General features: G+C 59.4%; 18 protein-coding genes. 4 read left to right on the plus strand and 14 right to left on the minus strand.

The features are described 5' to 3' along the window. Positions 1-92 precede the first annotated feature (92 nt). The 5 genes from ACDZ94_RS14130 to ACDZ94_RS14150 all read right to left on the minus strand — a co-directional run bounded on the left by ACDZ94_RS14130 (position 93) and on the right by ACDZ94_RS14150 (position 5529). Entirely contained in the window at positions 93-1544 is a 1452-nt protein-coding gene (locus ACDZ94_RS14130) for an outer membrane protein transport protein (RefSeq protein WP_064452136.1), read from the minus strand. A 120-nt stretch (positions 1545-1664) separates the two neighbouring features. Beyond that, positions 1665-2168 (minus strand): alkane oxidation protein activator PraB, encoded by a 504-nt coding sequence (gene praB / locus ACDZ94_RS14135; protein WP_064452135.1) that lies wholly within the window; start codon positions 2166-2168, stop codon positions 1665-1667. A gap of 134 nt (positions 2169-2302) precedes the next feature. Then, a complete protein-coding gene (gene praA / locus ACDZ94_RS14140; protein ID WP_064452134.1) occupies positions 2303-2797 on the minus strand; it encodes an alkane oxidation protein activator PraA in 495 nt (164 codons plus the stop codon). A 134-nt stretch (positions 2798-2931) separates the two neighbouring features. Then, a complete protein-coding gene (locus ACDZ94_RS14145; protein WP_432750323.1) occupies positions 2932-4212 on the minus strand; it encodes an alkane 1-monooxygenase in 1281 nt (426 codons plus the stop codon). Between the two features lie 318 nt (positions 4213-4530). Next, positions 4531-5529 carry an alpha/beta fold hydrolase gene (locus ACDZ94_RS14150; protein ID WP_432750324.1) on the minus strand — a complete coding sequence of 333 codons (999 nt, stop codon included), beginning with the start codon at positions 5527-5529 and terminating at the stop codon, positions 4531-4533. A gap of 294 nt (positions 5530-5823) precedes the next feature. Between ACDZ94_RS14150 and ACDZ94_RS14155 the strand changes: the two genes are divergently transcribed. Genes ACDZ94_RS14155 through ACDZ94_RS14165 form a run of 3 tightly spaced genes read left to right on the plus strand, consistent with a single transcriptional unit; the run spans position 5824 to position 9113 of the window. Next, the gene (locus tag ACDZ94_RS14155) at positions 5824-7362 is read left to right on the plus strand and encodes a flavin-containing monooxygenase (protein ID WP_432750325.1); all 1539 of its coding nucleotides are present in this window, start codon (positions 5824-5826) and stop codon (positions 7360-7362) included. Then, entirely contained in the window at positions 7359-8249 is an 891-nt protein-coding gene (locus ACDZ94_RS14160; RefSeq protein WP_262667729.1) for an SDR family NAD(P)-dependent oxidoreductase, read from the plus strand. The genes ACDZ94_RS14155 and ACDZ94_RS14160 overlap by 4 nt, the downstream gene beginning before the upstream one ends. Before the next feature lie 15 nt (positions 8250-8264). Further along, positions 8265-9113 carry a metal-dependent hydrolase gene (locus ACDZ94_RS14165; RefSeq protein WP_064452129.1) on the plus strand — a complete coding sequence of 283 codons (849 nt, stop codon included), beginning with the start codon at positions 8265-8267 and terminating at the stop codon, positions 9111-9113. Here the strand turns inward: ACDZ94_RS14165 and ACDZ94_RS14170 are convergent. Further along, a complete protein-coding gene (locus ACDZ94_RS14170) occupies positions 9110-11182 on the minus strand; it encodes an EAL domain-containing protein (RefSeq protein ID WP_432750326.1) in 2073 nt (690 codons plus the stop codon). The two genes, ACDZ94_RS14165 and ACDZ94_RS14170, sit on opposite strands and share 4 nt — an antisense overlap. A 501-nt stretch (positions 11183-11683) precedes the next feature. Between ACDZ94_RS14170 and ACDZ94_RS14175 the strand changes: the two genes are divergently transcribed. After that, entirely contained in the window at positions 11684-12013 is a 330-nt protein-coding gene (locus tag ACDZ94_RS14175; protein WP_221294566.1) for a DUF6388 family protein, read from the plus strand. A 7-nt stretch (positions 12014-12020) separates the two neighbouring features. Here the strand turns inward: ACDZ94_RS14175 and ACDZ94_RS14180 are convergent, their stop codons facing one another. The 8 genes from ACDZ94_RS14180 to ACDZ94_RS14215 are packed head-to-tail and all read right to left on the minus strand — an operon-like array spanning position 12021 to position 20991. Continuing rightward, positions 12021-12863, minus strand: a complete 843-nt coding sequence (locus ACDZ94_RS14180) for a serine/threonine-protein kinase (RefSeq protein ID WP_221294565.1) — start codon at positions 12861-12863, stop codon at positions 12021-12023. Next, positions 12860-13591, minus strand: coding sequence for a PP2C family protein-serine/threonine phosphatase (locus tag ACDZ94_RS14185; protein WP_407017365.1), 732 nt, complete (start codon positions 13589-13591; stop codon positions 12860-12862). The genes ACDZ94_RS14180 and ACDZ94_RS14185 overlap by 4 nt, the downstream gene beginning before the upstream one ends. Further along, complete coding sequence (gene tssM / locus ACDZ94_RS14190) at positions 13588-16965, minus strand: type VI secretion system membrane subunit TssM (protein ID WP_432750327.1); 3378 nt, start codon at positions 16963-16965, stop codon at positions 13588-13590. The genes ACDZ94_RS14185 and tssM overlap by 4 nt, the downstream gene beginning before the upstream one ends. 15 nt (positions 16966-16980) lie before the next feature. Next, positions 16981-17847 (minus strand): type IVB secretion system protein IcmH/DotU, encoded by an 867-nt coding sequence (gene icmH / locus ACDZ94_RS14195; protein WP_432750328.1) that lies wholly within the window; start codon positions 17845-17847, stop codon positions 16981-16983. A gap of 4 nt (positions 17848-17851) precedes the next feature. Next, positions 17852-19180 (minus strand): type VI secretion system baseplate subunit TssK, encoded by a 1329-nt coding sequence (tssK, locus tag ACDZ94_RS14200; RefSeq protein WP_221294562.1) that lies wholly within the window; start codon positions 19178-19180, stop codon positions 17852-17854. Between the two features lies 1 nt (position 19181). Continuing rightward, positions 19182-19664: a type VI secretion system lipoprotein TssJ gene (tssJ, locus tag ACDZ94_RS14205; protein ID WP_432750329.1), complete on the minus strand. Its 483-nt coding sequence runs from the start codon at positions 19662-19664 to the stop codon at positions 19182-19184. A 5-nt stretch (positions 19665-19669) separates the two neighbouring features. Beyond that, entirely contained in the window at positions 19670-20845 is a 1176-nt protein-coding gene (gene tagH, locus ACDZ94_RS14210) for a type VI secretion system-associated FHA domain protein TagH (RefSeq protein WP_432750330.1), read from the minus strand. Positions 20846-20859: 14 nt separating this feature from the next. Then, complete coding sequence (locus ACDZ94_RS14215; RefSeq protein ID WP_407017359.1) at positions 20860-20991, minus strand: type VI secretion protein; 132 nt, start codon at positions 20989-20991, stop codon at positions 20860-20862. Position 20992: the final 1 nt, after the last annotated feature.

Genomic DNA, 20992 nt, shown 5'->3' on the forward strand with positions numbered 1-20992 from the left:
AAGGGCTGAACGAGTCAGCCTGCTTGAGCAGCAATTGAGGCAATTTCAGGCGCGAGCACCAAGATGCGCTGGGTGCTCGTGCCGTCGTGGTGTTAGAACTTGTAGGTGGCTGACAAGCTGACGATGTCGCCTGAAGACTCAGCCGTACCGTCGAGACGACCGCCGCCAAGACGATCAACGTTCTGGGTTCTGATGTTGACCTTCTGAACAAACTGGTGCGAATACGCGGCGTCCAGCGACAAGCCCGGTATGGCCTTGATATCGTAACCCGCACCCAGTGATGCAAAGTAACGGTCGCCGTCCGGGATACGTGGATCGCGCGTCGAGTCGCGCGTCGGGGTTTGGTCATACGCCACACCGGCCCGCAGGGTCAGCTCATCCGTGGCCCTGAAATCGCCACCCACGGAGTACATCCATGCATCCCGATAGTTGTAAGGAATGGCAACGATCGTCGAGCCCTCGGACTTGAGTGTCAGGTCCTTGAAGGACGACCATTGCGTCCACATGGCGCTGAGACCCAAGGTCCAACGGTCGTTGAACTGATGCACCCAGTCGATCGCGGCAGTCGCCGGAATATCCAGCTGAGTGCTGGCATTGGCGCCGTTGGGGTACAACTTCAGCCCAGGGTACGCCGTTTCAACCAGCGTCTTGCCGGTACCGAAGACGGTGTCGTCGGTCATCAAACCGTTGTTCAGCGCATCAGCCCGGATGTTGTATTTACCGGTCATCTTATTTTTGATTTTGGCGTGGTAGTTAAGGCCCAACGAGTCCTGGTCAGTCGGTTTCCAGACAACGCCGGTAAACCAGCCAACGGAGACATTATCGACCTTGACGCGCATCAGTGCGGTGCCGACGCCCGACGGAAACGCCCCATTGCCCAAACCGGGAGAGACCGACGCAGCCGAAAACAGATCGATGTTCTGGCTGACGAAGCCTTGGCTGCGCTGGACGATCATGCCACCACCGATGGAGAAGTCGTCACGCACCTTGAACGATAACGACCCCGTCAGGCCGACGGTTTCGATTTTGGTGTCCACGGCAAAGTCGCGAAACTTGGAGTTTTCATTCCAGGTGGTGCGCATCCCTTGTGGCACGACCTGGCTGAGGCCGAATGCAAAACGGTCACCCATCGGGATGACCAGAAAACCGGTCGGCAACCAGGCGGTGAAACCGCCCTGGCCACCGTCATTGTTGTTGACGACTGCCGTGCTCGGATCAAAGCTGCCATCGGGCATCACGGCGGTATTGGAGACTGGATTACCGGCGTAATCGTAAGCCTGGCCGCTGTATTTAATCTTCACACGCGCATAGTCGACGGTCTGTTGAACCACGGCCTGGTCGACAAATGCCATGGCCGCCGGGTTGTTGTAAGCAGAACTTGGGTCGTTCTTGAACAGAGAACCGCCGCCGAACGCCCGCCCCCACCCAGGGGCGCCGTATGTCGGCGTGGAGAAACCACCCGCCTGCACGGGCGCTGTCGTCATCAGCCCCCCCAGTAATGCCAGCCCCAGCAGTGTTTGAGCCTGTTGTTTCTTAGTGATCATGCGGCACTCCTTATTATTATGCGCTCCCGGCATTGCCGGCTTTCCACGTCAGCCGGCACCTCTTGCGAGGCACCGGTTTTTCAACGGGTGATCAACCCTTCGTTCTGCAATGCACGCCCGTTATGGGTTAACCGTCAGGCCGGCAGCAGTCGTGGTCAGCGAGACAATGTTGCAGCCGCCGCTCAGCGCCTGGTTGGCGGCTGTCAGCGTGTGAGTCGCAGCGTTCCAGGCCACGCTGATGGTGGACGGGCCGCAGTCAGTGCCTGGAAGTACGATGGTTTTTTTGATGGTGTAACCCACGTTTTCCACTTGGCCTGCAGCGCCCGACAATGCGGTCAGCTTCCAGCCTGGCGACGGGATGCTTTTAAGGGTTGGCAACGAGCACAGGCCGCCACCGGTCAGGGCAGCATTGTTGATTGTGGCAACACCGCCACTGACATTACCGCTGAAGGTAATGCCGCAGGTCACAGAGCCCCCGAATGAAGACGGTGACTGCACGACGATGGAGCCTGCGGTGGTGGTGAAAGGACCTTCCGGGCTGATCGAAGCCGCAGTGGCCATCGAAGCAGCGCCCATGCAAACAGCCAGAGCAGTCAACGACACGAGAGTTTTCAAGCTTTTCATTGTTTTTCCTCACATGTTATGGCGAGTCATTTCGCCAGGGGTAATGGCCATGAACGAGAAGTCACGGTGAAACTGCAGAACGTCCCTTTCCAGCCAAATTTCAATTCAATTACCGCTGTAGTATTCGGATTCTTTTATTCGACCACTTTGAAGGTGGGCGGCATCTTGATCGACACCGTCTTGATCGTGCAGTCTTCGCCAATCGGTACATTGGCGGCTTCCAACTTGCCGGTGGCGTTATCCCATGTACCGTTGGCCGTGGACGGACCACACTTGCCGCCCAGGCCAAACGCGTGAACATCCACACTGATCTTCGACATGGAGCCGCTCTTGGTATCCTTGGCAACTAACACCCAAGGCAAGTTGATTGCCTCGACACGGCTGCACTTGAGGCCGCCATCGAATTCAACTTTATCGACATTCACCGATGCCCCATCGGCGGCGACTTTGCCGGCCACCTTGATGGTGCAGTCGGCGCTGATAAGCGCGCCTTTGGAAAAGCTGATGGGGCCTTGTGCCGTAAAGGCGCTGCCGGCCGGCTCGATACGCGCCGCCTGGGCCTGTTGGTAAACAATCAGGCCCAGGGCGGCCAATACGACATGCGCGGTGAACGTGGCAGGGCTTTGCATAATGTACGTCCTTCCCTTGAAATTATTGTTGTCGGGTCAAACAACTTACTGACCACTCAATCCGTAAAACCTGGGCGATGAAAACCCGCGCGATACACAGATCCCGAGTGACACAACCCCTGTGTTACTTCACATTAGAATGGCGTCGCACTGTGACTGTACTTCTCCAGGTACTTCAACCGTTGGGAAGGTTGAAGATTGGTCAGGGTAATATCCCCGGCATAATGATTGAGTACCCGATGGTCCATGCGGCGCCGCCACAAGTACGGCACGTAGGCCCAGACAATCATGCTCGCGTACCCATAAGGCAGTTGCGGTGATTCATCGAAGTGGCGCAACGACTGATAACTACGCGTCGGGTTGGCATGGTGATCGGAATGCCGCTGAAGTTGGAACAGAAAGATATTGGTGACAATTCGGTTGCTGTTCCACGAGTGCCGCGGCGAACAACGTTCATAACGACCGTTGGGCAACTTCTGGCGTTGAAGCCCGTAGTGCTCGACGTAGTTCACCACTTCCAGCAATGAAAACCCGTAGATACCCTGGATAATCAGGAACGGAATCACGGCCGCCCCCAACCAGACAATCATCACACCCCACAACACCACGCTGTACATCCAGGCGCTGAGCACGGCGTTCTTCCAGTGCAAGGCCGGCAGGCCGAGTTTGCGCAAGCGCTCGCGCTCCAGGTTCCACGCCGACACGGCGCTGAACCACACCGAACGCGGCAGGAAAGCCCAGAAACTCTCACCCAGGCGTGAGCTGGCCGGGTCTTCCGGCGTCGCGACGCGTACGTGATGGCCACGGTTATGTTCGGTGTAGAAGTGCCCGTAGAACGTCGGCGCGAGGGTGACCTTGGCCAGGAACACTTCCAGCGGCTTGGGTTTGTGCCCCAGCTCATGCGCGGTGTTGATCGCGATGCCAGTGGCTGCCCCCGTGGACATCGCCATGCCCAAATAAGTGAACCAGCTGACCTCGCCGTGCAGCTCAGTGCGCGCGGTAATGAATGCCGCGGTTTTTGCCAAGCCGCTTGCAGGGTCAAGGGTTGCGGTGGCGTGCAGCAGGCCGCCGTTGATGATCCATTCAATACCACCGGCGGCCAGCCAGCCGGTCATCACCACCGAAGTGATAACAAACAGCACACCGGTGTAGACGATCCAGCGGTAATAGCTTTGAGATTCGAGGTTGCTGACGGCGGATTCGGGTGGGTTGCTGACGTCTTCACCGAGCAGGCCGTCGATCAACGGGATCAAGCCGAAGATCACCAGTACGCCGACCCACCACAGTTGCTGCACACCGGTGGTGATTGCCAGGGCGCCGGACAGCAACGGCGTTGCCAGGGGCAGGATGCCGAGCCACCACAGGTGGCGCTTGCCGTCGGTCCAGACCTGTGGGGTTGCCAGGGTCTGATTCATGGCAGCCTCCGCACGCAGCGGCTTGGCAGGGAAAGATTCGCGGCACTCAACAGCGGCACGGAGCGCTGACGGCTCCGAGAATTCAACGATGCGATAAAAGGCGTTTTTTTCATTATTTTATTCGCTCTTAGGCATTTCAAAAACTGTTTCAAATTAGACATTGAAATAATTTTTTTAAATAAATAGCGCGGAATCGTTAGGTCGTCAACTAGTTTCTTGGACCCATCGCCACGTGACCGGGCAGTCTCTTTTTCAGCCGTTTGGTCAGGTGTCTAGGGCAAGCTTTAACGCCATTGAACCGCGAGTCGGGTAGCACAATCATTTGCTCGCCAAGGCAAAGGAAGGGCGCAGCACCGTGGCACTCAGGGCTGGCGTGGCCCGCTTGGCGACCTGATCCACCAGCGCCGCCACGCGCTCTGTGGCGGTAATCGGCAGCATATGGCCACGGCCCTCCACCACCTGCAATTTCAGCCCGGGCACCTTGCTCGCCAAGGCTTGGCCGTGCTTCTGGAAGTCCAGCACGTTGTCGCGCGCGCCATAAATCAGCCCGATCGGCAGGGTCAATTGCGGGTAGCGCTTGACCATGTCCGGCAGGTCGTCATTGACCAGGTTGATCTCACTGGAGGCGGCGTAGAAGTTGTCAGGACGCATACCGAGCAGCCCGCCGCCGCGCGTGGCGAAGTCAGGCGGCGCGGCGTCTGGGGCGAATACACCTTTCACCACCGACCCTTGGGTGAGCAGGCCGACAGGCAAAGTCAGCGTGTGCGAGATCCAGCGCCGCAACCACGCCGGGCGCACCGCCAGCGACAGAAAGACCAGCGGCAACATGCGCTGGGGATGGGTCAGCGGCGCCACCAGGATCAACCCGGACACCGCATGGGGATGATCAAGCGCCAGCGCCAGGGATATCGCCCCGCCGAGGGAATGCCCCAACACCAGCGGTTTATCCAGGTCGAGCGTCTTGATAAAGGCGGCGATTTGTCGGGCCTGGGCCGGCAGATCTGCCGCGGTGCCTGCGTGGCGGCTGGAATAGCCCGATCCCGGACGATCAACCGTGATGACGCGAAAGCGGTCACGCAACTGGCTGGACAAGGCATAGGTCAAATTGCGACTACTGCCCATCAGCCCGTGAATCATCACCAACGGTGGGCCCTTACCTTCCTCTACATAGTGAAAGCGCTCGCCATCGACCTCCACGAAGCGCCCGTTGATCGGAACGGCCGCTTCAATGCGCCGCGTCATCCAGGCACTGAAACCCCACAACACAACGCTTGCGGCCACAAGCACACCCGCAGCGACAACCCATTCGACAGCCATAGCTCGGTCCTCTGCTTCCCTGCTGCTGGCGACCCGACCGTTATTGATCAAGGCCTCAGCCATCGTCCACACCCTGGACCTAAACTTCATGCATACCGTGCTCGTCCGTCGGACAAGTCGCACATGCGGAACAAGGTCCTAGCGTAGGCGATATTTTCAGGTAGATTATTTAAAATCTTTTTTAAAATATTTAATTCATTTTTCCTTTGCAATGGTGTTCTATCTAAAAGACACAACAAAAAAGACAGGAGCACACCCGATGCCCGCCCAGCGCTCCCTCTATGAGGCCTGCCTATGAATGCCCACAGTGATTCAATCGACATCGCCATTATCGGTTCAGGTTTCGCCGGCCTGTGCATGGCGATCAAACTCAAGGAAGCCGGGTTCACCGACTTCTTCATCGCCGAGCAGGCCGACACCCTCGGTGGCACGTGGCGCGACAACCATTACCCGGGTTGCGCCTGCGACGTGCAGTCCCATGTGTATTCGTTTTCGTTTGCGCCGAACCCGGACTGGACGCGGCAATTCGCCCCGCAGGCAGAGATCCGCGCGTACCTTGAGCAATGCGCACGGCGTTTCGAGCTGGCGCCTCATCTGCGCTTCGGCATGGGCCTGCAACGTGCGGTCTTTGATGATCAACAGCAACGCTGGCAACTGAGCTTCAACAATGGCCGACAGGTCAGCGCGCGGGTGCTGGTGTCGGGCATGGGCGGCTTGTCGCGCCCGGCACTGCCGGATATTCCGGGGCTGGACAGCTTCAAGGGCAAGCGCTTCCATTCCCAGCAGTGGGACCACGCCTATTCATTGAAGGGCAAACGCGTCGCCGTGATCGGCACCGGCGCGAGTGCCATCCAGTTCGTACCGCAGATCGCGCCGCAGGTGGCGCACCTGGACCTGTTCCAGCGCACGCCGCCGTGGATCATGCCCAAGCCCGACCGGGACATTTCGCGCGTCGAGCGCTGGGCCTTCAAGCACTTGCCGTTCACGCAGCGCTTGGTACGCGGCGCGTTTTACTGGGCACTGGAAGGCCGCGTCGTAGGCTTTGCCCTGCACCCAAAACTGATGAAGATGGTGCAGAAAATCGCCTTGCGCCACCTGCATAAGCAAGTGGCCCGCCCTTCCCTGCGCAAAACACTTACGCCGGACTACACCATCGGCTGCAAGCGCGTGCTGATCTCCAATGACTATTACCCGGCGCTGTCGCGCAGCAATGTCGAGGTGGTAACCGACCACGTACTGCGCATCGAAGCCGACGGCGTTATCACGGCCGACGGCAACAAACACCCGGCCGACTGCCTGATTTTCGGCACCGGTTTCCAGGCCACCGATCCCCTGCCCCGCGACTGTATCATCGGCCGCGACGGCATTGACCTGATGGACGCATGGCGCGACGGCGCCCATGCGTACAAAGGCACCACGGTGCCGGGGTATCCGAACCTGTTTCTGATCGTCGGGCCCAACACCGGCCTTGGGCATAACTCGATGATTCTGATGATCGAGGCCCAGGTCACCTACATCCTTGATGCGCTCCAGCACATGCAGCGCCAACGTATCGCCACGGTTGACGTCAAACCCGACGTGGAGCAGGCCTACAACCTGCAACTGCAGGACAAACTCAAACGCACCATCTGGAGTACCGGCGGTTGCCAGAGCTGGTACCTCGACCCGCGCACCGGCAAGAACACCACGTTGTGGCCCGGCTCGACCTGGCGCTTCAAGCAAGTCACCCGGCATTTCGCGCTCAAGGACTATGTGGTTGCAATGGCACCGACCCACGCCATCCCCCACGTGATAACAGCGCCAAACGCCACTGCTGAAGGAAGCCTGTCATGAAGTCATTCAACGGCCGCGTGGCGGCTATCACCGGCGCGGCGTCCGGCATGGGCCGCGCGTTGGCCCTGGCGCTGGCACGGGAAGGTTGCCACCTGGCCCTGGCGGATAAAAACAGCCAAGGGCTGGATCAAACCTTGGCGCTGATCAAGACCTCGACCCTGTCGCCGGTGAAGATCACCACGCATGTAGTGGATGTGGCAGACCGCCAGGCCATGGAAGCCTGGGCCGCACGCTGCGTGAGCGACCACGGCCAGGTCAACCTGATCTTCAACAATGCCGGCGTGGCGCTGTCGAGCACGGTCGAAGGTGTGGACTATGCCGACCTGGAATGGATCGTCGGTATCAACTTCTGGGGTGTGGTACACGGCACCAAGGCGTTTTTGCCGTACCTGAAAGCCAGCGGCGACGGGCATGTGGTCAACACCTCCAGCGTATTCGGCCTGTTTGCCCAACCGGGCATGAGCGGCTACAACGCGACCAAGTTTGCCGTACGCGGCTTTACCGAGTCCCTGCGCCAGGAGCTCGACCTGCAACGTTGCGGCGTGTCCGCCACCTGCGTGCACCCCGGCGGCATTCGCACCGATATCTGCCGCAGCAGCCGCATCGACGCGAACATGACCGGCTTTCTGATCCACAGTGAGCAACAGGCTCGCGCTGACTTTGAAAAGCTGTTCATCACCGATGCCGACCACGCCGCCAAAGTGATTCTGCAAGGCGTACGCAAGAACAAACGCCGTGTGCTGATCGGTCGCGACGCGTACTTCCTCGACCTGCTCGCCCGCTGCCTGCCTGCGGCTTATCAAGCCCTGGTGGTGTTCGCCAGCAAGCGCATGGCGCCCAAACAGCGCACGCCGGTGTTTGAACCCAACGACGAACCCCGTCTCTGAACAGGAGCACGCACCATGCTACCCATCCGTCGCGATATCCGTTTTGCCTTGCCCGCCGGGCGCATCAAGGACTGGCACGAACAAGGTCCGTTCATCACGCATTTCTTTAATGCGTTGTCGCTGCTGTTTCCCCAGGGCGAGCTGTTTTTCATGGACAGCGTGCGCCATTACCGCCAGCGCATTGACGACCCGGAACTGAAAAAAGAGATACAGGGTTTTATCGGGCAGGAAGCCATGCACAGCCGCGAACACGTGGCCTACAACAATCTGCTGCAAGCGGCAGGTCTGCCGGCGGATACCCTGGACCGGCGGCTTAAATTCATCCTCGACCTGCAAAAAAAACACCTGCCTGCCTCCTTCAATCTGGCGGTGACCATTGCCCTTGAACACTACACGGCGATGCTTGCGGAAATCCTGCTCAGCGATCCCACGCGCTTTGGCGACTCACTCAAGGGCTACCAGCAAATGTGGTACTGGCACGCCCTCGAAGAAACTGAACACAAAGCCGTCGCGTTCGATGTGTGGAACACCGTGATCAAGCCCGGGCCCGGGCGCTATCTGCTGCGCACCGGCACCATGCTGACCGTTACCGTGTTTTTCTGGCTGGTAGTGTTGGATTTCCACCTGCGCCTGCTGATTGCCGACCGCAAGGCCGGTGGGCACCTGAAGGGCTTCTGGCGCATGCTCAAGTTTCTGTACGGCCCCAAGGGAGTTTTCCCACGCATGCTGCGGCCGTGGCTGCACTATTTCAAACCGGGCTTTCACCCCTGGGACCACGACAACCGCAAGCGCCTGGCAAGGATCGACGGGCTGGTCGAAGAGATCGAGCAGACCCAACGCGAATACGCGTCAGCCTCGGTTTAAACCTGAGTTGAGGCGCGCTCGCGGACAAAGCGTTGCAACTGATCGCCGGGCAGCGCCTTGCTGAAATACCAGCCCTGGATAAACAATTCGGGGCCGGTGCTCAAGAACGCCAACTGCTCGGCGGTCTCCACGCCTTCCACCACCACGCCGAGCTTGAGCGCCTCACAGAAACGCAGCATGCCGGTCAGCACCTGCGCCCCCTTGGGGTCGCGCTGGGCGACCACAAAACTGCGGTCGATCTTGATGAAGTCCACCGGAAACTGGTGCAGATAACTCAACGCAGAAAACCCGGTACCGAAGTCATCGATATACACCTTGGCGCCGATCGCTTGCAGTTTCTGGATGGTTTGGCGGGTCACCTGGATGTCACCGACCAACGCGTCTTCGGTGATTTCCACCGACACCTGCCCATGGGCCTGCGCGAGAATTTCCACCAGGCGCTCGCCGTAGGCGGCGTCCGTCAGGGTGGAGCTCGATATGTTGATGGTCATGGGCAAGGCGAAACCGTTTTTCTTCCACTTCTGGTACTGGCGCACCGCCTGGGATGCCACCCACACATCCACATCCGGCATCAACCGCGCCTGGGCGAGCCATTGCAGGAATTCCCAGGGTGAGTGCACCGTGCCCTTGCTGTCGCGCGCGCGCATCAGCGCCTCACAGCCGGTACACAGGCCGGTGCGTGTGGAGACCTGGGGCTGGTATTCGAGATAGAACTCATAGTCGCTGATCTGCTGGATGCGGCTCAGTTCGACGGCCTGACGGGCCAGGGTCCGGTGGGACGCCAGCACAGGGTCCAACTCCAGCAGGCGGCCCTTCTCCTCGAGGCCGCGGAAGGTCATGTCCAACGACTTGAGATACACCGTGCCGCCTTCGCTGGCCTGACGATGAATCGCGCGTACATACGGCGCATACACCAGGGTGCCCAGACACAGCAGCAGCACCTGCAACACCACGGCCGCTACGTCACCGTGCGTGCTGAGGTAGGCATTGAGCAACACCGGCGCAGTAAACGGCACGCTGGCCACCGCCGGTGACACCCAACCCAGGTGTACCACCGTCAATGCCACCATGGTGTTGAGCGCCGGCACCAGCAGAAACGGGATAAACAAGCGCGGGTTCAGGATGATCGGCAAGCCGAACAGCAAGACCTCGCTGACATTGAATAACGACAGCGGCAAACTGGCCATTGCCAGCAAACGCATGGACTTGCTTTTGGAGAACAGCAGAATCGCCAACAACAGGCATAACGCCCCGCCAGACCCGCCGATAAACGCGAAAGAACCCAGCAAGCCATTGTTGAGCAGGTACTTGATCGGCTCACCCGCCGCGAGTGCGGCGCCATTGAGCACCACGGCCTGATCCAATACATCGAACAGCGGCTGCATGGCATACACACCGTGAATGCCGAAAAACCACAGCAGCGAATTCATCAGGGTCACAAACAACCCGCTGCCATAAGGCGATTGCAGCGCATCGAGCACCTGCGGCCCCTGGAGTTGCGCCACATAGGGAATCAGTAGCAGCAACGACAACACCACCACCAATAACAGCGCGGTAATGGCGCCCGGCACCACCATATTGATGGCACCCCGCAGGTTATGGCCGACCAGGTCCTCGTTGACCAGGCGGGTCCAACGAAAACGGTGCAGCCAGGCTATCGCCGGCACATTGAGCAGCGGCGAGGCGATGGCGATGAACAATACGAAGGTGGCCGACGCTCGGGGGTATTCCCGCAAGACAAACGTGGCGACCACCACGTGAGCCAGGCATAAAAAAGCGACAGGCAATTGTGGCAAGCGGTGCTGGATCGCCAGCATGTAACCAATGGAGGCCGCCACCAGCAGCGGAATGACCGAGCTGATCTGGTTGTGCAGCCCAGACAGAAAGCCCACCACCTGCGGATCGAACCCCAGCACCCTGGCGCATTCGGACAGGATCAGGAAACCGGCCGACACCAGCAGGCACGGCAGAATCCACAGCAGCCCTTCACGTATGGCGCGCAATGATTCGGTACTGGCCAAGGCCGCCAGGCGTTGAGTAAGGAAAAGTTTGAACAGCGTTTGCACCATGCCCCGCCCCTCCGCCCATCGCCTTCTGCCGCTAGTGGCAGCCCGGAATTCTCGTGTAACGCTACACGGCCAGCTACCGAGAGCGAAAGGTTTTTGCCGCGCCACCCGCAATTATTCAGAATTAATTTCGGCCCTTGATGCTTGTCGCCGACGGTGAGTGAGCCCATGCTTTGGATGGTTACTCTCGAACGGACTCGAGCCCAGGCCTTGCTCCGTGTGTCTTACTCGACATCCAGGTGCCTGCCCATGCGACGAATACTGCCCCTTATGACCTGTGCGCTGCTGGGGTTTTCCTGCGCCGCCATCAACGCAAGCGAAGCGAGTTTCCCAGACGCCCACGCCAGCGATCCGGCCCGTATCCAATGGAGGGTCGTCGCCCCGACGCCACCGGCCCGAACCGTGCGTGTTGAGGCGTGCGTTTTGAGACGATTGCCCGCGACCTGATTGCAAAACCAGCGGCATGACCCCATCTAGTGACCTCACCTAATCAGGAGTAAGCCCTTGTCAGAACCCGGTGATAATCACCAGCGCGCCCTGGACCGTTTCTTGAACGAACACCCGCTGGTGGCCGCAGAACTGGACACCCTCAACCCCTTGGCGGCGCAGGCCAAAGGCGAAACCCTGGCGCAGTACCGCGCCGAACGCCTGCATGAAGCGTTCGAAGCCGAGGCGGAACGTCAGAACCTGTTTGCCTGGGAGCTGACCCTCAAACTGACGGCCGAATCCCATGCAGCCTTCGAAGCCCAGCGCCTCGAAGTGCACAAGGAGGTCGCGCAGATGGCGGGGTTGAGTTGGGATGAGTATTGTCGGCTGCATGATTTGGCGGGTTGACTTCAGGCTACATAAACCAGTGTCGGCGAGAACGCGTCATGACTTCGCCTAACTCCTCGACACTGATCGTTCGGCGTTCAGGGTCCACTGCCAACGCCGAGCGTAACGCCGGCCAGCACTGTGTCGGCAGTTGCCGAGGGCGGTCCGGTCGTTCAGCGGCTCGACGCTCGCCGAGACGTTTCCCATGGGCCAGTTCATACAGCACGCTCGCCACCCCATACAGGTCAGCGCTCGCCGTGAGCGCACTGCCCGCCAACAACTCCGGGGCTGCATAAGCCGGTGTCCACGCGTTAAAACGGTCACGACTCAAACTCGGCAGCCCTGCCGCAACGTGTGTCGGCGCATGCCCGAGGCCGAAGTCGAACAACCGCACGCCCTCTTCACCCACCATGATATTGACCGGCTTTACATCGCCATGCAGCACGCCCTGTCGATGGACATAAGCCACGGCATTCAGCAACTGCACAGCCATGGGTTGCAGCTCTCGCCAGGGTAAGCCGCCGGGGCACTCCAGCAGCAGCCGGTCCAGGGTCATACCCTGCATCAACTCCATGGTGAAAAAGGCGATCTGGCTGCTGATATCCACCTCGAACGCAAACACCCGCACCACATGCTCATGCCGCAGGCTGCGGGTCAGTGCAAACTCGCTGTAAAGCAGCACATGAGCATCGGGGGCCTGCTTGAGACGCTCGCCAAGCACCTTGACTGCCAGACGGGCGCAGGGCTCGCCAAATTGTTCATGCAACAGGTCTCGCGCACGGTAGACCACGCCCATTCCTCCCGCGCCCAACACTCGCTCAAGGTGGTAACGCCCAGCCAGCAAAGAGGGCGTGCCAGATTCGGTGTTCATGGCCGCACCACCACAGCCGTCAGGTCATCCCGAGCGGGCCCTCGCAACACCGCCGTGAACAACCGGTCCACAACCTGTTGCGGCGTCCCTTTATCCAGAGCGCTGCCAAGCTCGACATGCGTCAATCCCTGGTACACGCCATCGCTGCACAACAAAAAGACATCGCCTGGGTGTGTGCTCAGTTCCAGCACCTCAAGTTTGAGCGGATGCCGGGCCCCTACTGCGCGTGTCAATGCCCTGGAACCAGGGTGAGCCTGGGCCTGCTCCAGGCTCAACTGCTGTTCATCCATCAATTGGCGAAGCAAGGAGTGATCTCGTGACAACTGATACAGCCGTTGGCGTCGCCACAGGTAACAACGGCTGTCCCCCGCCCACATGCACGCCGCATTTCGCCCATCAAGCAGCAATACCACCACGGTACTGCCCATGGTGTCGTCGCGGCCCTCGACAGTCAGTCTGCCTTCACCGCCCAAACGCCGACTGAGCCCTTGCAGGCATCGCCGAACGGCGTCGATACGCTGATCCAGCGTGTCCTGGGCCGGCAACGCGGCAAGACTGTCGACCACCGATTGGCTGGCCATGTGCCCGGCCCGATGGCCGCCCATACCGTCTGCCACCACCCAGCAACCTTGCTGCGGGCAATCGAGGAACGCATCCTCATTTCGTTGCCTGGCCTTGCCTCGTTCGGAACGTGCGGCACTGCTTGCAGGAGATGTCGGCGGGCTCATAACTGCTCCGGCAAGCGGAACGTGCGCCACGTGTCCAACTGAAATGGGCTGGGCACGCGCTGGCTGACCAAGACGTAGTTGGCACGCAAACCGCCGAGATCAGACTTGAGTAGCTGCGCATCACGCCCGCTGGCAGGCTCGCTTTGCATCAATTCAAAGAAGCGGAACAACGACCAGGCCCCGCTGTTCTTCTCGATGCCCAACGGCCGCTCCGTTCCCCGCTCCAAAACCAGGCTGCTTCGACCATTGTCCGCCTCGCTCGGCCACTGGAACGCCACGGGCACGATCGGTCCATGACGGTATTCCAGCTGCTGCCCGCCAATGCTCAGGACCGCCCGACTGACCGCCTGGTCCAGGCTGTAGGGTGCCAGCGTAAACCGAACCACCAACTCGCCGTGGTCCTCGCCGAAAAAGCCCCGCCGTATGATCTGCGCTTTGGACAGTTGATCCAGTAACGATCGTGACATCGGCAGGCTTCGGCCATCCAGGCCACGCAACCGGTAGCGTCCGCCCTCGACGCTGACAAAAGGCCGAAGGTAGCTTTCATGGAACCTTGCCAGCACGCCCTGTGGTTTGAAAAACGCCTGGAAATCGCTCAATGCAACGTCGCTGCCGGCATGGGCATTGAACGGGTAACGCTGGCGGATCGCCTTGGCATAAAGACCATACACTTCACTCTGGTAGCGTTGGTTCACATACCTGTATGCGTCATCGAACAAATGTCGCCAACTGTCGTCGGCAAGGCCTTCGATCCAGCCTTTGAGTGGCAGCGGCAAGCGCGCGGCGATATCACGTAACTGGCCCAACGCAGGTTGTTGCCCTTCCATGCGTCGCTTCACCATCTGAAAGGCTGCCTGCTCCGGTGCCCCCTCACGGTTCAGAGCCGCCAGTTGCAGATGCAACGCGTCAAGCTGGCGCAACGCCAGGGTCAACTCCGCCCCCGGGTTTTGCTGTTCATCCAGCAACTGATGCAAGGGCTCGAAGCGACGCTGCAAGGCGCGTCTTGCGCCTTCATCACCTGCCAGGGTGGGCAGTTGACCTGCCAATACATTGCCAGCCGCCGACTGCGCGATTACCGCCGCATCAACCGCCTCGCGGGCCACAGCTGCCAATGGACCATTAGCGTCTAGCAAGCGGGTATTTTCACGAACCTGCTGTAACAGCAACACCAAGGGCGACTGCGCCGATGTCAGGCTCGCCAGCTGTTCTGTATTTTCCCTGAGGCTTTCGGTATCGAGCAACCTGATGCGCCCCAAGGCATAGCTCCAGGCGTCGGCATACTCACTGAAATAGCGCTGCTCCAGTTCAATCATCAACCGACGCAAATCCATCACACTGAGGTCGGTTGCCTGCCCCAGCACCCAGTTATCCTGGACGATCGCATTGATCAGTCGAGGACCCTGCTTGTCGAAATATTGCACATACCGCTTGCTGTAGAATCCGGGAATGGGTTGCTCAGGCGCAGTAAAAACCGTACCGCCCGTTAGACGGTAGGGTTCCAGGTTCAGCGATTGCTCGCGCAACACGCGATACACCACGTCTGCCAGCGACTCCCCACGCAAAGCGTGGCGAGCCTGGGCCACCAACTCATCATTCAGTGTGGCTATGAACGGTTGCTCAAGCAGCCGGCCGAAGTGTTCATTCAAGCGGACCTGCACCGCGGCCTCACCGGCGAAGCGCTCAGACCATCGGCTGGCTACACGCTCCGCCAGCCAGCGCTTATCACGGCGCTCGGGCAGGTTGAGCATCAGGTACGCGCGCAAGTTGTCCAGCAACCGCTCGCGATCCCCAAGGCTGGACCGCACTTGCTCTTCCAGGAGAGACGCGGTTTGGACCATTAGCTGCTGCAGGGCGTCATCATAAGCACTGACTAACAGTGGGCCAGTCACTTGCCCCTGAAATAACCCCGCTCGCTCAAACACTCGCGCTTCTGTCACGGGAGGGAAAACCCGAGTCGCCGCCAGTCGCTTATCCAAAAGAGGCAACAAGACCAGCGTCTGGTCCGCACCTGTCTCCGCCGGTCTATCCGCCTTACCTAGCTGCGCCAACTGTTGCAAGCGTTGGTGGTTGACCGAATAGCTGTGCATCCAGAGCGCGCCCGCGGTGCCGATGACCAGTGATGCTGCGATCGCCAACCCCGCCTGCCGCCAGCGAATTCGGCGATATTCCTGGGTATGGAGCCCCGCAAGTTCGGCTTCGGCGAAAATCACCTGGTTGAAGAGTCCTTTGACAAAGCGTTCGCGCCGCTCGCCCGCACTGGTCAGATAGAAACCTTGCAAACCGCTGATCCGCTGATTGCGATGGGCGGAGAATGCTAACTCGACAAACAGGCATAAACGTTCGCCAATGCGTGCAACCTGCTGCGGAAAATCAAGCATACGGCCACGGCGTTCGCCGTTGCGCTCCTGGTGCAAGCGCACGATAAGTTCGCCACTCAGCCGCTGCAACAACGTCTCGAACGCCTGACGCACCTGCGCCATTTGGACACCCGTGTTGCTGACGGCGACGAGTTCACCCAGCACGCCGTCCAGAGCACTGCCCTGCGGCGTATCAAAAAACTCGATAAAGCCCGGTATACGGTCAGCTTGGGTCAGCACCAAATAGATCGGAATATCGACGTGCAGCGTCTGCTGAATGTCTTGCAGGCGGCTATGTACCTGCCGTGCATGGAGCTCCAGATCATGCTCATTGCTACCCAGCAGTGTGTCCACCGATAACGCCACCACCACACCATTAAGTGGACGTACCCGGCGTCTGGACTTGAGCAGGCTCAGCAATGTCGCCCAACCCACGGCATCGACCGAGCTGTCGGGTTGGTCCAGATAGCGCCCGGCGCTCTCAATCAGTACGCCTTGATCAGCGAAGTAGACGTCACAGTAAGCAGTCCTGCCTGCCGGTATCGACTCAGTTTGATCCGGCGGTAGCTGCAACCCGTTCGCTGCCAACAAACAGGTCTTGCCACTACCCTGCTGCCCGATCAGCAAATACCAAGGCAGCTCGTTGCGCGAGCGCACGCTACGCCCAAGGTACCGGCGGGAAGTTTTCAAGGTTTGCAGCGCGCCCTTGAATCGGCCGCGCACGTGTTTGCGCTCATCCTCTACCAACCCCTGATGTTGAGTGCGCGTCTGGTTTTCGAGTGTTCCTAGACGGACCGTATGGCGTGCACCCGCAATGACCATCGCCAGTCCCCACAGCAAAAACAGGCCACTTATAGTTAAAAGTCGCGCCGTAGAGCTTTGCCAGAACCGATGGTCATCCACGGCCAGCAACGGCCCGAAAAACCACACGAGGCATGCGCTGGAAAGCACCAGCAACAAACTCCATACCCAAACTATGCGCAGCGCAGTGCCCGCGCCCTTGAAGAATGCGTTCATTCAATATTCCCAGCGTTACAAGGGCGTCAGAGTCAGTTCCGGCGCCGAAGGTTGAAAGGGTTGCAGCACACGTGCCCGCTCTTGCCCCAATACCCAGGCAGCACCCGAATACATCGCCAGCAAAGCGACCACACCGAACGCCACAAACCAGGTCGCGGGGATAATGCGCAGTCGCCTACGCCGTACTTGCCCCGACCGGGGGGCAAACGTCGACAGAGCGGGGGGATCACCCCGCACATGCCTTATCTGTCGATATAAGGCATCTCGTACCCCTTCAAGCTGGACCTCTCCTCGCTCCATGACTCTGTATTTGCCTTCGAAACCCATCGACAGGCACAGGTACATGAGCTCCAACATCGCCAGGTGCTTGACCGGATCACGGGAGAGGCGCTCCAGCAGTTGGAAAAACTTTTCGCCACCAAAGGTTTCGTTATGAAAGCGGCTCAATAAACTGATCTTCGCCCAGTCGCTGCGATTCCCCCATGCCGTAGTAACCACCGCTTCATCAATGACGCTGCACAGCACATAGCGTGCGGACACCACCTGACCGCTCTCCATGCCCTCATGCAGGGCGCGGGCTTCGAAGCGAGTGATGCCTGCGGACAGGCGATCATTGAGCGTCTGCAGGTTTTCCCGGCCAGCGCTGCGCTTCATTTTAAGCAGCTCAGACAGTGCATCCCAAGCAGCCGCTACCAGAGGGTTGAGGCCCACATTGAACTGTTGCGCGCCTTGTACAGCGGCGGCATAAATCATGCGGTCCTCCAGTTGCTCAAAACGCGGGGGCGAGAGGAAGTCTGTCATCGGCCCCTGTGCAGGACCGTAGCCGTCACGATCCAGCAAGACGGTTTTTTCATCCTGCGGGTATTCACTTTCCATGCTCATGAGTTCAATTCCTGATAGCCCAGAAGGTCAGCTCCAGCTCGGTAAATTCGCCGCCGACATGGAACGCAAAACCACCCGATTGCTCCAGCTGCACAACATCACGGGCACTGAGTTCAAGCATGAAATAGGTTTTACCGGCGTGAAACGGGATTTGGCGTGGCGCCACAGGCATCGGCTTTACCTTGATACCGGCAAGGTGCAGGTTGACCAGCTCGCGAATGCGCTCCACAGGACCAATCTTGAGATGGGCCGGCAACCGGTGGCGAAGCTCTTCAGAATCGCATTGAGCAGCGACCGCCAGGATGAATGTCGCGGTGCCCAGCAGTTTGCGATCTGCCACAGGGCAGACCATCACCCCGTACTGGCGCTGTTGCAGCGCCAGCTCCAGAGCCTGCTGCTCAAATACCATCGACAGCACAGTGCGCAGCCCCGCCATCAGCCCTCGAAAGCTTGCGCCTTGGTCGCCATGGAGGTAACGCACCTCAAGATTGGCGCGTTTGCTGTCAGTGGTGAACGTCGATAGCTCACCCAGTATCGACAACATCTCCCGGTACAACACCTCTGGCCGAACTTGCGCTTGGGTCAAGTAGTGACGCAACACCGGCTCGGTTCGGTTGATCAATTGCAGCATCAGAAAATCTGCCACCTGCGCACCCGCGGTCACGCCGTTACCGCAAATACGCTCGGCAATGGCATCACCGCGGCTGGCCAGCAGACTGATCACTTCCTTAAGACACGACGACACAAAGCCCGAGCCCTGTACATAAATGAACGTCGGGACGAAATCAGTATCCATTCTGACCCCCTCTTCGGTAGAGGCGTCCAATACCTGGGCAATTTTCAGCTTCACGCAGGTCTGATCACCAGGGCTTTCGCCCAGCAACAATCGCAAATCAGGACGTGCACAACTGATCTGGCAAACAGAGTCCAGCCCGGCATTCGAGTCACCGACTTCGACTTCGCAGGCGATATAGCGCGCCAACACATCGGGCTCACCCTGCGTTCGGGTTTCAACCTGGTTGTTGGTCTCCATCGGTAATGCAAGGTAAACCGATTGTTTTCCCGAGTTGGCCGGGACTTCCAGCACCAGCGGCGCCATGGCGGTAGTCAGTTCGAAAAGACTGCCGTCCGGTAAAACTCCACTGGCCTGGTTGACCACCAGCTTGCCCAGGTTGAGGTACTGCAAGTCGACGTCCAGGGCCAGGAAACCCCAGGCGTCACGGCCAAGCAAGCGGGTTCGATTGAGCTGATGGTTGTAGTAACGGTCGTTGTGTTGCAGGTGCTGGGGGCGCAGCAACATGCCTTCCTGCCAGATGACTTTATGAACCTGCATATCAATTCTCCACCACGCCAACGATTGGGTCGGCAACGCGAACACCCGACTGGTCAAGCACCAGATGAGCTCGCGTCACTTGCTGCGGGGCCAGCGGTACCACCCATCGCCACTGCACGTGGGGCAAGTCGCGGTACGCCGCCACGACCCCCACGTAGCGACTTTGCGGTTGGCTCCTGAGCTTGATAGACACCTGCTCGCCGGGACGTAATTCCAGTTCCTCGCTGCTCACCCAGTCTTTGGGCAGCGCCTGCTCGGCACGGCCATAAAGACTGAAAAAATCCGCATGCTCGAATGCGACCGGGTGCTTCAGTTCAAGCAGGTGCACCACCACCGGCGAGGGACGCCCATGAAGGTCAGGGTTAACCTGTTCGCTGGCTGTTAACGTCAGGTCCAGCTTGGTTAACGTGGAAAACGGTGACACGCTGCTACAACCAACCAGCAGGCTCAGTACAACCAACAGGGGTAAGGCGACACGGGGCATGAACATCATCCTGGGTATCCGGCGAATAAAGCCGAGGCCAGGCGTACCTGTTCCTCATATGCCCTGGCAAAGTCGCCGTGCAATGGGCGTGCGCTCACGGCTTCTGCGTCGATCAGCCGTTGGTAATGACGCCGGTAGGCTCGCCAATGCGCCCTGTCGCTGAAGAACCTCGGCGCCTTGTCATGGCGCTCAAAGCTGAGCAGCAGGTGGCCAGGTGCAAACGCCGCCTGTTGAGCACGCATCGCCGTGCGGCACGCCACCAGCAAAGCAACCTGATGCACTTGCAATTGCCGATAGAGCTGAGCAATTGCGTCCTCGGCGCTGGATTGCCCCAGCTCGCTCATTTCCAGCAACGATGCCAAGGCTGCGTCGATGCCCGCGCTGTCTTTAAAACCGTTCGGGATCTTGATTGACGCGCCAATACCCAGGCTCCACTCGTTGCTCAGTTCATCGTGAGTACGCAGGTTCTGTTGCAGCCCACTGATAGCGTACCTCAGCAAACTCGCCACCTTGATCGCCAACGCCTCACGGCCAGAGGCATCCAACGTGACACCCAGCGCTTCGGCGAACTGCGCCCAGAACGCCTCATCGACGGGGGCCGAATGCACAGCAGGCTGAATGGGCTCTACCACGTCTTCGAGAGGGTTCGCCGGTGTCGGTATAACCAGATGATCCTGCTCCACAGAACCGCGATACATCCATGCCTCAGGAGCGTCTGTTGTGTCATGCAATGCATCCAGCTCATACGACGACGCTCCGTGCATCTGCTTACGGTCCAGCTCGCGGACAGGGTCCAGGCCCAGATAGGCATCGTCGGGTATCACCTGGCTCTCGGCGGACTGCACCTGACGGTGAGATGCCACTGGCTCATTCAATCGCGCCCTTACAGCGAATGGCCCCAATTGGAAGACATCCCCATCAACGATCAAGCGCGCCTGCCCCTTTTGCAGAGCCTCGCCGCTGCTCACCTGGCAGATACCGTTGCTGCTGATATCCGTCAGGAAATACCGCTCGTCACGGTAACCAACCAACCCGTGGTGGCTGGAAAGCAATCGACTGGGATCAGGGATAACCCAGTCGCAACCCACCCCACGGCCGACTACGCCGCCAATACCGTCGAACACCTTGCGTGTTGGCGGCTGACTGCACCCGTCGTCACACACCTCAAGCACTAATTGCATGGCAGGCTCCCTTTTCACTGACCACGACGGGTCGCTTGGGGGTCACCCAAAGGACGGTAGTCAGCATCATCAAACACGTAATTGGCGTTACAGCCGGTCAACAAACACAGCACAAGCGCCATGACTTGCCATGGACGGTCAGGCATC

This window comes from Pseudomonas sp. UBT (genome assembly GCF_050915955.1).
Classification (GTDB): Bacteria; Pseudomonadota; Gammaproteobacteria; order Pseudomonadales; family Pseudomonadaceae; genus Aquipseudomonas; species Aquipseudomonas antarctica_A.